Source organism: Megasphaera hominis (assembly GCF_014269395.1).
Classification (GTDB): domain Bacteria; phylum Bacillota; class Negativicutes; order Veillonellales; family Megasphaeraceae; genus Megasphaera; species Megasphaera hominis.
Map to the genome: position 1 here is coordinate 20304 of NZ_JACOGK010000003.1, position 13643 is coordinate 33946.

The window sequence follows — 13643 nt, forward strand, 5'->3', positions numbered from 1 at the left end:
ATAGACAGATAGTTGTTCCTGCCAGGGCCAGGTTCTGGCAGGAACAAGATCTGTTTTTTTAGGCGTGTATAATGACTTTTTCGTATAACTCAAATTAGTATATAAAAAGAAGGTGTCATGATAAATGCGACCGTATCAATCTGTAACACCTGAAATTATGGAAGAATTGAAGCAAATCGTAGGTTCCCACTACGCTTCAAACGATCCGGATAAACTGGCAGGCTACAAAACGGATCAGGAAGAAAATACGTTGTATCATCATATGCCGGAAGCTGTTGTCTATCCTGAAACGACGGAACAAGTAGCCGCCATTATGAAACTGGCAACCCGTTTGCGCATTCCTGTTACACCGCGCAGTGGCGGTACAGGACTGGCCGGTGGCGCCATTCCGGTGTGCGGTGGTATTGTCCTCGTATTCGACCGGATGAATAAAATCCTGGAATTGGATCCGGTCAATATGTTTGTCCGCGTACAAGCCGGGACGCCGACGATTGAAATCCAGAATGCAGCGAAAGAACATGGCTTGCTCTATGCCGGAGATCCCTGCAGCGTCGATGCAGGCTGTGAAATTGGCGGCAATATTTCGACCAATGCCGGCGGCAACAAGGCTGTCCGCTTTGGTACGACACGCAATCAGGTGTATTCCCTGCGCTGTGTTACGGCGCGTGGCGAAATCCTCGATGTCGGTGCCCGCCTTAAAAAGCAGAGTACAGGCTATGCCCTGGAACAGCTGATTATCGGTTCCGAAGGGACACTGGTCGTTGTCACCGAAGCGACGCTGAAATTGCAGCCTTTGCCTAAGAATACGGCAGACCTGCTGGCTGTGTTCCACGACATCGATGACGCACTGCAGCTGCCTAACCTGATTTTAAAGGAAGGGATTAATCCTATTTCCTTGGAATTAATGGATACAAATTGTATCCGCTTGTGCAAAAAGAACCTTAAAATCGACCTGCCTCATGCAGAGGAAGAAAATGTCACCTATGTCATCATTACCATCGATGGCCTGACGGAAGAAGAAACAGACCAGAAGATGGAAAAAATTGTCAGCTTATGTGAAAGTATACACGCAGTCGATTTGCTGATGGCCGACCAGGACCGGATTTGGCGGGCCCGACGCGACATCGCTGAAGCGACGCGCATTGAAAGCCTCGTCTTTTATGCAGAAGATATCGTCGTGCCCATTGATAAAATCAGCACGCTCATCAAAAAGCTGCCTGAGCTTGAAGGCAAGTACGGTATCCGGACGATTACGGCGGCCCATATAGGCGATGGCAACATTCACGTCCATGCCATGCAATGTGATACACCGGATGACGTGTGGAATGAAAAACTCGATGCCTTCCATCAGGACCTCTATGGCCTCGTCTATCAGCTAGGCGGCCGGTTATCAGGGGAACACGGCATTGGCTGCAAGAAGATTAAAGAAATGGAAACCTTTACCAATCCTGTGCAGCTGGAATACATGCGGGAAATTAAGAAGGTCTTCGACCCGGAAGATATTTTGAATCCCGGTAAAATTTTTACCCTGCCGGAATAAGACCGGGACGAACCTGGGGATGACAAAAATATTAAATGAAAGGTCAAAATTTTAAGATAAAAAATTTGGCCAATATGGTATTCTATAGATGTAACTATTCGGAAATGTAAGGCCATTTGTGAGAGATACTCATAGTTCTGACTAAAGTTGCCGGGCATGAATACGTATAGAGAATGTCTCGTTAAGTGAAAGGACGTACGTATATGTAAAATATCGTGCGCTCCCGTTCGTGCTAAGGCAATGCGATTATACAATTTATTTAAAAAGGAGCATACGTTTTATGAGAAGCGAAATTACTACTAAGGGCATTGAAAGAGCAACACATCGCGCATTATATTATTCCATGGGCTTTTTGCCGGAAGATCTGGAAAAACCGATCGTTGCCGTCGTAAATACACAGAACGAAGCCATGCCTGGCCACGTTCATTTGGACAGCATTGCCAAAGCCGTCAAAGAAGGCATTATTGCTAACGGCGGTACACCTGTAGAATTCCCGACTATTGCCATCTGCGATGGTATTGCCCAAGGCCATTATGGTATGCACTATCCGCTGGCCAGCCGCGAATTGATTGCCGATTCTATCGAATGCATGGTTAATGCCCATCAGTATGATGCCATGGTATTGATTACGAACTGTGACAAGATTACACCGGGGATGCTCCTGGCAGCTGTACGCCTGAATATTCCGGCTATTCTCATCAGCGGCGGTACCATGGCTACAGGCTGCATCGATGGCCGCAAGATCAACTATACAGACCTCATGGCTGACCAGGGCGACGTAGTCCGCGGTATTATTACACGCGATGAATTGTCCCGCCGTGAACAAGTGGCCCTGCCTGGCTGTGGTGCTTGTAACCTGCTCGGCACAGGCAACACGATGAACTATATGACCGAAGCCTTGGGCCTTTGCCTGCCCGGTTCGGATATGCTGGCTGCTACCGGCCAGAGACTGGCTTTGGCTAAGAGAACCGGCATGAAGATCATGGACCTCGTACGGGATAACATCCTGCCCCGTCAGATTATTACAAAAGAAGCTATTGAAAACGCTATTGCCGTCGACATGGCTATCGGCGGTTCGACCAATACGGTATTGCACTTAACAGCTCTGGCTCATGCTGCAGATATCGATTTTGACGTCAATGTCTTCACGGATATTGCCAAAAAGGTACCGCACCTCGTTAAGATTAAACCAGCCACGAATGGCTGCTATCCGGCTGACTTCCATTATGCCGGCGGTGTCAAAGCGGTCATGAAGGAACTGTTTGATTTGGGCCTCATCCATGGCGACTGCCTGACTGTTACGGGAGAAAAAGTAGCAGCCAATGTAGCCGATGGCAAAGTCATCAATGACGAAATCATCAAAACACCGGAAAACGCCTACTCCCAGACAGGCGGCTTGGAAATCCTCTATGGTACGCTGGCTCCGGGCGGTGCTGTATGTAAAAAAGCTGCCGTTGCACCGGAAATGCTCCATCATCAGGGTCCGGCCCGTGTATTTGACCAGGAAGAAGCTGCTGTAAAAGCTATTTATGGTGGCGAAATCAACCCTGGCGATATCGTTGTCGTCCGTTATGAAGGACCGAAAGGCGGCCCGGGCATGCGCGAAATGCTCACAGCTACAGCTGCTATTGTCGGCATGGGTCTTTCTAAGGAAGTAGGCCTCGTAACAGACGGCCGTTTCTCCGGCGCTACGTCCGGCGCCTGCGTCGGCCACGTTTCTCCGGAAGCTGCTGAAGGCGGTCCGATCGCTCTGGTACAGGAAGGCGATCAGATTGAAATCGACCTCAACGAACAGCGTGTAGAATTGTTGGTTCCGGAAGAAGAACTGGCCCGTCGTAAAGCTGCCTGGAAGCGTCCGGAACAGAATTACATTCAGAAGGGAAGCTACTTATCGCGGTATTCGAAACTCGTTTCTTCCGCAATGGAAGGCGCCGTTTTTGAAGACTAAGACATACTATTACAGTAAAGGAGTGTGTTAACCCGATGGTTCAACACAGAGATTTTGTTGCAGAAAGAGCCTATGACGATATCGAATTAGGAGAAACTGCCAGCATTACCAAAATGATCAGCGAAGCTGATGTCGTAAATTTTGCCGGGATCATCGGGGACTTCAATCCACTGCATGTCAATCCGGAATACGCTAAAAACAGCATGTTTGGCGAACGCATTTGCCACGGCATGCTGACAGCTTCCTTTATTTCTACGCTCGTAGGCTGTGGCATTCCGGGCAGAAATGGGTTATACTTATCTCAGAACGTAAAATTCGTAAAACCCGTTAAAATCGGTGATACGATTACTGCTACGGCAGAAGTTATCGAAAAGATCGATGCCAAACAGCGTATTGTCCTGAGCACTGTCATTAAGAACCAATGTGGCGAAGTCGTCATCGACGGCCAAGCTACTGTTATGGTAATGAAGAAAAAATAAGCACCTTTTTCTTCTCTGTTAATTTCTTAACTTACACATGTGGAGGTACTAGCAATATGTCATTTTTGAATGAAGAACAAGCAAGCTTAATCAAAGTTGTCGCTGATTTTGCCAAACAGGAAATTGCTCCTAACGCTGCCCATTACGATGAAACGGAAGAATTCCCTTGGGATAATATCCATAAGATGGCAGAATTAGGTCTCATGGGTATGCCTGTACCCGAATCCCTGGGTGGCGCAGAAACAGATACGGTAACCTATGTAGCAGCTATTGAAGAAATTGCTAAAGCCGATGCCGCAACAGGTGCCATCATGGCTATTCACACGTCGACAGGTATTATGCCGATCCTGATGAATGGTTCGGAAGAACAGAAGAAGAAATATGTTCCTGATCTTGCTACAGGCAAAAAAGTAGGCGCCTTCGCCCTGACGGAACCGAATGCCGGCTCCGACGCTGCCGGTGTACAGACGACAGCTGTTCTCGACGGTGATGAATACGTATTAAACGGCAGCAAATGCTTTATCAGTAACGGTGGCGAAGCAGACGTATACACCGTATTGGCCAGCACGGATAAGAGCAAAGGTACGCGTGGCATTTCTGCCTTCATCGTAGAAAAAGGCACACCGGGCTTTACCTTTGGCAAAAAAGAACACAAATTAGGTATCCGCGCTTCGGCTACTCGGGAACTCGTGTTCCAGGATTGCCGTATTCCGAAAGAAAACCTCTTAGGCGTAGAAGGCAAAGGCTTCTCCAGCGCTATGGCCGTTCTCGACGGCGCCCGCATTGGTATCGGTTCCCAGGCTGTAGGTATCGCCCAGGCTGCCTACGAAGCTGCTTTGGAATATTCCAAAGTCCGCATTCAGTTCGGCAAACCGATTGCGAAACAGCAGGTCATCAGCTTCATGCTCGCTGACATGGCTATCCAGATCGAAGCATCCCGCCAGCTCGTACGTCATGCCGCTGAATTAAAAGATGCCGGCCTGCCTTTTGCAAAAGAAGCAGCCATGGCAAAGACCTTGGCTTCCGATACGGCTGTTAAAGTAGCTCTCGATGCCGTGCAGGTTCTCGGTGGCTATGGCTATACGCGCGAATATCCGGTAGAACGGTACTTGCGTGATGCCAAGATTACACAGATTTACGAAGGTACGAACCAGATTCAGCGCCTCGTTATTTCCCGCGCTATTTTGGGCAAATTCTAATACAGCACAGGAAATACCCTGTGATGCATAGATTAAAACTATATTATTAAATTTCTTTGATTAACGTACATAAGAGTCAGGCTGCCTGGTTTCAGGTGGCCTGACTCTCTGTGCATTTTTATAAGCCCTTAACTTACAGAGAGAAAACAGGGCCGGCCAGTAAGGCCGGTACGCATAAGGTGAAAAAATATGGGAAAACAGACAGCCTCTATGAAGGAACGTATTAAAAATTACTATGGTGTAGATATCATTCGCGACGTGGTCAGGGAATGGGGCGAACAGTACTGGCTACAATTGGATCCGGATGAAAAGGAAAGCCAGCCGATTGTTTCCTTGGTTATTTTGTATCCTAACAAGGTACAGGTAACGCATAACCATTTTGGCTTTCACGAAATTTTAATCGGTATTTCCGGTACGTGCTATCATTGGTGCGGCGAACGGAAGATTGTCCTGACGAAAGGGAAGATCGGTCACGTCGACAACGATTGCACCCACCGGATCATCAACCCCGAAGCCACACCGGCTCACTTTATCAGCGTCATTTATCCCGATGTCAATAAGACCCTCGTCGAAAGCGATTATCTCGATCAGATGAAGTTTTCCTCTATGGCCAAGAAATTTAATCTCGACAAGGTCATCGTAAATTTTGCCGACTTGGTGCACATGAAATGCTTCCTGCTGGATCAGGACGGCAGCCTTTACGGGAATCAGGAGGATTTACCGGCCTTATGCAAGCGCTGCCGCAAGAAAAAGCTGGGCAATTGTCTCCTCTTTGACTACGGGCAGCAAAAGCTGGCTGTCGAAGAGGGAACCTTCCAGTGCTGTTTCGGCGTCACCGTCAACCAGCTGCCCGTCACGGTCAATCATGCTACGCTGGGCTATTTGTTGTGCGGCTTTGGCCGTATCTCTGACTTGCCCGATGAAGCTGTTCTGCAACATATGGATAAAAACAGTGAAGCCGATTACGATGCCCTGCCTCTGATTTCGCCCAATCACCTCATTGCGATTGCCAAGAATCTTTCCTTGCTGACCAATACCTTCGTCGATTTGATTACGACAAACCAAAAGGATGAAGAGCTCAATACGTACAAGCGGGATCTGACGCGGGAACGGGAAACACAGGTACAGCTGGAAGAACTGCTGAATCAGACACAGCTAAAATTTTTGGAATCCCAGATTAACGTACACTTTCTGTTCAACACGCTCAATACGATTGCCCAGCAGGCATATATTGAAGGAGCGACCAACGTTGCGTCCCTGACCTATGCCTTATCCAATTTATTGCGTCTCAGCCTGGGAAAAGAAAAGGCAGAAATTACCATTCAGGAAGAACTGAATTATATTCGTGACTACTTATATATTCAAAAAGTGCGCTTTCCGGATAAATTTAAGGCGACCTTTGACATCCAGCCGGAAATCTTGCCGGTCCAGATTCCCTTGATGAGTATTCTGGTCCTTATTGAAAATGCCATCCTCCATGGCTTTCAGAATATTAATTATCTTGGTATACTGGAGATTAAAGGGTATGTAGAGACGGACCACATTATCATTCAGGTACGGGATAATGGCTGTGGTGTATCGGACGACGTCGTCGATATGGTTCACAATTTGCCCAAGACCGATGACATTAAGATTCATCTCAGTGGGATTGGCCTTAAAAATATTTATTTACGGCTCAAATTGTTCTTCGACGGCAATTTTAGCCTGCGCCTGGAAAAATTGCCTGATACGGGCACGCTGGCTACGTTGAAAATACCCTATACGCAGTCGTAATGCGCAGGAGGTGAGACGCATGTATAAGCTTGTCATTGCAGACGATGAGGTCATTGTCTTTCAGTTTGTAAAAATGGTTATTGAAAAGAACCGGCTGCCCTTAGAGATTTGTGGCACAGCAGAAAATGGCACAGAAGCCATACGGCTCATCGACCAATATAAGCCGGAATTCGTCATGCTGGATATCAATATGCCGGGCTACAACGGCTTGGAAGTAGCCGAACAGATGCGGGCCAAATATCCGGACATGTTCATTTACATCGTAACGGCATATAAGGAATTTGATTATGTCTATAAGGCCATGCATGTAGCTGTGACGGATTATTTAGTAAAACCGATTAAACCGGATGATCTCGTAGAAGCCTTAAAGAAAGGTATCTCCTTGGCAGCCAAACGAAACCAGGACCGGGATCAGGCTGAAGCCGTAAAAAAACAGCTGGCAGCCCAATACCCTATTGTCATGAAAGAACGGATTACGGAATTATTGCGCATGAACGAAAGTGATGCAACGCTGCTGCCCTTACTGCGGCAATTCTCAGGGCGCCAACACTTTATGCCCATTGCCGTATGTGCCCTGGCAGGATGGCTGCCGCCAACCAAAGCGGGTGATCTGGAAAAGTTGCCCGTCCGGGAAGAGGATTTTTCCCTCTTCCATGACTATGGGGTACTCCTCAGCAAAGAGGATACGCTGGTGCTCATTCTGGATCATTGGAATGCGTCTGTCCGCGCACAACTGCAACAGACTGTTGCCACCTGCGAACAACAGCGGGGCGGCGTATTTTCCACGGTCATCTATATGAAACAAGACAAGCCCTTGGCGGAAATATATAAAAAGGCCATAGAAACATGTCACATGAATCTTTTTTGGCAAGTCCGGGGGACGATCATTTTAGGAACCAGTGCTAAAGAAGAAACGGAGTGGGAAGAAAAGATTGACTTTACCCACACGTACGATGTATTCGAACAATTTCTCATCAATCACGAAACGGCTGCCGGAAAAGAGTATATGGCCCGTATTTTTGCAGAAATGCAGGCCCAGGAATATCCCCGCAGTCTGGTCAATGTGAGCCTCATCAAATTCGGCTGTGACCTGCTCGATCAATACGGGAAGGCTCTTTTCCCGGCAGAAAAGGTACGGCATATGGAAGAAGCGTATATTGCCGCCATCAACGGAGCCTCTCACGCCGGGGCCGTACAACGCTATGTATATCAGCTCATCGATGACCTGACGCAGAATAGCGCAGCCAGTCAAAACAGTGCAGAAAAAATCGTCAAGTGGGCTCAAAATTATATGGAAGATAATTACTACCAGGATATTACATTAGAACAGGTGGCCAAGGTCTTTTACGTCAGCGAAGGCTATATGTGCCGTATCTTCAAAAAGTATACAGGAAAACGGTATATTGCGTATTTAACGGACATACGGATGAAAAAGGCCAAAGAATTACTCGTAAGCGGCAAGTTTACGATTGCTGAGGTGGCCCGGAAAACAGGCTTTAAGGATGCCAGCTATTTCAGTACGGTTTTTAAGAAATATTATGCCTACCCGCCCAGTAAATTATTGGTACAATCTGGCGACGAGCGCTCAGGGAAATAGCTGTACTGTATTTTACGGGTATTTTACGCAATGTATATGCATATCTGACCTTTTTCGTATATAGTTACTGTAAAAAAACGGAAAAGGAGATATGACTATGAAACACAATGGATGGCGGCAGGAAAGCTGGAAACGTTGTGCAGGCGCTTTGTGCATTCTGTCTGCATTGACCTTTGCACCGGCCCTGCCGGCGCTTACAATGCCCGTGCAGGCAGCTATGGTACAGACTCAGACAGGTATGCAGGTACAGAGTATGGCCTGGGATCCGGCTGTCAAGACGGGCCTGAATGACCTGGTACGGCTCTATGGTTCGTCAGCACCGTCGTATCGTCAGGATGCACGGCCCTATGCTATTTTTGATTTTGACAATACGACGTCTATTATGGACGTAGAAGAACAGCTGGAAATCTGGCAGCTCGATCATTTGGCCTTTGCCATTGCGCCGTCTCAGATGAGCACGATCCTGAAAACAGGCATTCCTGCAGATAAGCTCGATGCTACCTATGGTGCCGACGATGGCTCCGGGCGGCAAGTGTCTATCCGCGATGCCATTTTCGATGCATCCCGGGCGTATGCATCCCTCTATAAAGCCGGCCTGGTTACGCCTAACGGCAGGACTCTCACGGCAGCCGAACAAGCACGTCCGGATTATCAGGAATTCAAAGCAAAAATGCGCTGGCTCTACGACGCCATTGGCGAAACGATGGACGCGTCCGTTTCTTATCCCTGGGTCACGTACTGGTTTACTGGCATGACGCCGCAGCAGGTCTATAACCTGGCCCTCACGTGTGACGCATACTATGGCAACCCGGAAAAAGGCCAGACCTGGGATAAAGGACATTACATGAGCCCGGCTGACAGCCTGTCTTTGGCCGGCCCGGTACGTGTTTCCTTTAAACGCGGCATTACAGTTACACCGGAAATGAAAGAAGTATATCGTACGCTGGGCCAGAATGGCATTGACTGCTGGATCGATTCAGCATCGCCAGTCGACGTTGTCCGGGCTGCCGTTGATTATTTCCAGATTCCCGGCGTCAAAGGCATCGTGGCCATGACCAATAAAACCGATGCCCAGGGCCGCTATATCAACGCCTACGATTATGATCTCCACGCCCAGACACAAGGTGAAGGCAAAGCACAGACAATCGATAAGGTCATTGCCCCGCAATACGGTGGCCGTGGTCCGATTTTCGTGGCCATGGATTCCCAAGGGGACTTCAATTTCTGCACGGAATACAAAGATACGAAGGAAGTTCTCATCATCAACCGTAAGCGGAGCGATGATGCGGGCTTGTGCGCAGCCATTGCCGTATGGCAAAAAGGCAAGGGCCTGACCCTGGCAGAAGTAAACCGCCAGGGTGACGCTCTCTTCCTCCTGCAGGGCCGCGATGAAAATAGCGGTGTTTTCTGGAGCACCGATGAAACACGACTTTTAGGCAAGTCCCAGCCGGCGTACCTTTCCGATAAGGCTTTGGCCGCTGTAGACCAGTTAAATCAAGGAAAGAGTGTGGGCCAGGTACTGGCGGACAATACAAAACTAAAAACGTCCTATGCCGGTTACAAGAGCCGCTAAGCGCATAGCTATACGTAGAGAAAGACCGTTTCTGCCGTCCATGGCAGAAACGGTCTTTTTGCCGTGTCAGGAGAAAGTATTTGCGTTTTCTGACGGCAGAAATGAGAAAAATGCAGAATTTATATTTATTTGTAACAATCCTTTGTTATAATAGTACTATACATTCTATTTCCATTAAAAAGGGAGTGATACGCATGCGTTACTATAAAAAAATCGGGGCGGCCCTTTGTTGCGCCCTCAGCCTGAGCCTGCCTGCATTAGCGGCTAATCCGTGGCAGGATGCCTTAAACCAGATCCTGGAGCAGGTACCGGCCGTAGGTACAGCGTTAAAGAATACGTCCGGAGCCGGTGTAGTCCCTATTACGGGCAGTACCGGTACGGCACCTGCGCAGACAGGAGAGACGACGGGCACTGCGCCGGCGGAACCGGTTAAACCGGTAGCTCCTGTGGCAGCGAAGGAACTCGATGTCGTTTTGGTCCTCGATAAGAGCGGCTCTATGAAAGGTCTGGAAAAGAATACAATAGACGGCTACAACACGATGCTTGCAAAGGAACGGAAGCTCTCTGTGCCGACAGAAGTGACGACAGTTCTCTTTAGCAGTAATTATGAAATCCTTACGGATCGCCAGCCCATTGCGCAAGTGAGCGACATGAGTGAAGATACCTATACGGTTCGCGGCGCTACCGCTCTCTACGATGCCGTCGGCATGGCCATTGACAAAATGGATGCGGTCAAAGGCATTCACGATCCCGGTCATCAGGTGCTCTTCGTCATCATTACAGACGGGCTGGAAAATTACAGCCAAAAATATGATCAGGAACAAATCAAGAAGAAAATCGATGCAGCCCAGGAACAGGGCTGGGAATTCGTCTTTATTGGTGCCAATATGGATGCGGAAAAGGTAGCTTCTGATCTGGGCATTAAAGAGGAAAATGCAGCAACCTATGAAAATAGTGAAAAAGGTGTACAGGCAAATTATAAGGCCGTTTCCCAAATGGTAGAAAGCCTGGCCAGGACGTCGAGTCTCGTTGGCTCCCAGTGGAAGAATTCTATCGTCAGGGGCAACTGAGAAGGGCTTACGGCACAGACGGGTGTTTCGTTGTTGACGCTCCTATACGGGCGTGCTATAATCTAGATGTAACTTATTTATTTACAACTGAAAAGAGGATGATACGTATGGAAAAAGGAACACATCGCGATCAAGTATTGAAAGAAGTACAGGCTTTAATTGCCTCTCCCAGTGTCTATTCCGGTTTGAAGGAATTGGCACAGGCCTGGCTCCAGGCGGAAGGCACGGCAGACGAAGCGGCAGCTACAGAAAAATTAGTAGCCGAACTGAAAGCGGATGTACAATCCATTGATACCGTACTGGCTTTCTTCGATTCTCCTGCAGGCACGAAGGTATTTGGTGCCGAACAGGCAGCTGCCCTGACGGCACAGGCTAAAAAGGTAAAGGCTGAAGGCGGCCAATACTGCTTCTGCCCGGCCTGCACAGCTGGCAAAGCAGTGCTGGATCTGTTGGCATAATTCGTGTTCCAATTATAAAACAAGTACGACTTATACTGCTTTAGCGTGTAAGCCGTACTTATTTTTTATCATTTTCCCTGCAGCGATTGGAGACTGTCCTGTATCTCTCCCAGGCTGTGGCGCATAGCCTGCATACTCTTTTTGAGATTTTTGACGTTTTCCCGGAATTGTTTGCGAGTTTCCGCCTGTTGCTGTACACGGGCCGGATCGTGCAGCACCAGGGAATCGCCGTTCCCCGGATCGACCATGCGGATGGTGCTGAGCTTGACATCGCCGTTGACAATATGCAGGGCATCTGTGCGTATATCGCCTAAGGAGGTACTGATGACGACGTCATAGAAGTCGAGCTTGCGGTTCTGGTTGTTGAAGCGGCCCGCTATTCTTGTAAAATGAATAGGGAAATAATAGCCTTTATCGGAGTAAAAGCTGCCATAGGCCATGACCTGATGGGGCTGCCCGTTAGAGCGCAGGGCCATGTCCAGATGAACGCGTGTACGGAACTTCATATCCTGTAAGGCAATACTGCTTTCGAGATCTGAGCCTTCTCCATAAATATCGTAGGCCCGTGTGGCCAGGTTATAATCACCATAGGCCTTTAGCGTGCCGCCATAGACGGAGGCCGTGACATCCGTAAAGGTGAAGAGGGAATTTTCATAGTGGACGTTGCCCTTTACGTCTGTAAAAAATAGGGCCGGCAAGTCGAGCTGTGCCATTTTCAGGTGCCCGTCAGCAACGGGATAATCGAGAGGACCCTGGACATGGAACGAAAGAGTCAGCTGATCGTGTACATCGTCACCCAGACCCAGAGACGAGGGATCGATGTTGACCATATCCATTTTCATATCCATGACAGGCATGGCCGGTTTCAGGTCGATAATACCACTAATGGCGATGCCGTCGCCAATGGCGTTTCCGGAAAAGCGGCCTGTGGAAAATTTCATGTCAATACGCCGGCCTGTAAAAATACCGATGTGGGCGTTGACGCTGTCCATAATATAGTGACGCCGCTTATGAAACGATTCAAAACGGCAGTTATTGAGGTCAATAGAGCAGTGCAGCTTTTGCCCATTCCAGTTGAAATTGCGGATCCTGTCGCGCCACGAGCGCCCTTCACGACGCGCCTTTTCCAGCTCCTGCTGCCGTTCAGCCGGGTCCTGTAAGACCAGATCCATGCGCATATTGTGGTCGAAATAGGCGGCAATCGTGGCGTCGTTCAGGGTCAGGTTGAGGAGACTCGTCGACGTAATATTCTTTGTAATGACGTCCCAGGGCCGGACTGTAAAACTGCCGCTGGGGACCTCGAGAATGATATGACCGTCGGGATCCTTCCAGAGGAGATCGGTAAACTCGACTTGTCCTGTAAAATCAGCGGATAACGTAGCGACGGTAATGGTGCCACGCAGCATGTGCTGCTCGGCCATGGCATGATTAAAGAGCTGGGCGGCACCGTGCATGGCCGTAAAAAAGATGACGCCACACAGGCAAAGCGTACCTATGAGAGCCGTTAAAAAACGGCGTACAGCCGTGCTGTGTTGTTTGAGCTTGTTTTTTATGATGGCAAACATGTCGGCGTCATCTCCCCTGGGGCGTTAGCGGTAGTTCTTCTCTTATTGTACTCGCGGGTACTGGAAATAGCAAACGAGTACCAATTAAAAACTCCTCTCTGATTCAGTCTGTCAGAGAGGAGAAGCCCTTATTCCGGCCAGTCGGCTAAGGGAATATGCATACTCTTTTTCATCATTTCCAGGTTTTCCCGGATTTCTTTTTCAATGTCCTGCCGCGTAGGCACAGACGGCGTTTCTTCCGGTATAACCGCTGTTTCCGGCAGCTGCACGGCAAAGGGCAGTCCTTTATGGCAAATGATCTGGCGCAAGAACAGATTAAAGGCCGTATCGAGCGGCAGGCCCAATTGTTCTAAAATTGCTTCTGCCTGAACCAGAGCAGCCGGATCGAGACGGGATAAAAGTTCTTCTTCTTTCATGATAATCACCTCATTTTAAGCATAG

Annotated in this window: 11 protein-coding genes; 9 read left to right on the forward strand and 2 right to left on the reverse strand. The window is 48.6% G+C overall.

Annotated elements, in window-relative coordinates; translation table 11 throughout:
* Positions 1-124: 124 nt before the first annotated feature.
* The 9 genes from H8J70_RS01465 to H8J70_RS01505 all read left to right on the forward strand — a co-directional run bounded on the left by H8J70_RS01465 (position 125) and on the right by H8J70_RS01505 (position 11637).
* A complete protein-coding gene (locus tag H8J70_RS01465; RefSeq protein ID WP_186501985.1) occupies positions 125-1540 on the forward strand; it encodes an FAD-binding oxidoreductase in 1416 nt (471 codons plus the stop codon).
* Between the two features lie 280 nt (positions 1541-1820).
* On the forward strand, positions 1821-3488 hold the full coding sequence (gene ilvD / locus H8J70_RS01470) for a dihydroxy-acid dehydratase (RefSeq protein ID WP_186501986.1): 1668 nt from the start codon (positions 1821-1823) through the stop codon (positions 3486-3488).
* Between the two features lie 35 nt (positions 3489-3523).
* Positions 3524-3967, forward strand: a complete 444-nt coding sequence (locus H8J70_RS01475; RefSeq protein ID WP_186501987.1) for a MaoC family dehydratase — start codon at positions 3524-3526, stop codon at positions 3965-3967.
* Between the two features lie 56 nt (positions 3968-4023).
* Complete coding sequence (locus H8J70_RS01480) at positions 4024-5166, forward strand: acyl-CoA dehydrogenase (RefSeq protein ID WP_186501988.1); 1143 nt, start codon at positions 4024-4026, stop codon at positions 5164-5166.
* A gap of 189 nt (positions 5167-5355) precedes the next feature.
* Positions 5356-6939, forward strand: a complete 1584-nt coding sequence (locus H8J70_RS01485; protein ID WP_186501989.1) for a histidine kinase — start codon at positions 5356-5358, stop codon at positions 6937-6939.
* 19 nt (positions 6940-6958) lie between these two features.
* Complete coding sequence (locus H8J70_RS01490; RefSeq protein WP_186501990.1) at positions 6959-8536, forward strand: response regulator transcription factor; 1578 nt, start codon at positions 6959-6961, stop codon at positions 8534-8536.
* Positions 8537-8633: 97 nt separating this feature from the next.
* On the forward strand, positions 8634-10109 hold the full coding sequence (locus tag H8J70_RS01495) for an HAD family hydrolase (RefSeq protein ID WP_186501991.1): 1476 nt from the start codon (positions 8634-8636) through the stop codon (positions 10107-10109).
* A gap of 194 nt (positions 10110-10303) precedes the next feature.
* On the forward strand, positions 10304-11179 hold the full coding sequence (locus H8J70_RS01500) for a vWA domain-containing protein (RefSeq protein WP_186501992.1): 876 nt from the start codon (positions 10304-10306) through the stop codon (positions 11177-11179).
* Positions 11180-11286: 107 nt separating this feature from the next.
* On the forward strand, positions 11287-11637 hold the full coding sequence (locus tag H8J70_RS01505; RefSeq protein ID WP_222433535.1) for a heat-shock protein Hsp90: 351 nt from the start codon (positions 11287-11289) through the stop codon (positions 11635-11637).
* A 68-nt stretch (positions 11638-11705) separates the two neighbouring features.
* On the opposite strand, the gene H8J70_RS01510 is transcribed toward H8J70_RS01505, so the two are convergent.
* Together H8J70_RS01510 and H8J70_RS01515 are read right to left on the reverse strand one after the other, a co-directional pair.
* A complete protein-coding gene (locus H8J70_RS01510; protein WP_186501994.1) occupies positions 11706-13202 on the reverse strand; it encodes an AsmA family protein in 1497 nt (498 codons plus the stop codon).
* 128 nt (positions 13203-13330) lie between these two features.
* On the reverse strand, positions 13331-13618 hold the full coding sequence (locus H8J70_RS01515) for a type II toxin-antitoxin system RelB/DinJ family antitoxin (RefSeq protein WP_186501995.1): 288 nt from the start codon (positions 13616-13618) through the stop codon (positions 13331-13333).
* Between the last annotated feature and the right edge of the window lie 25 nt (positions 13619-13643).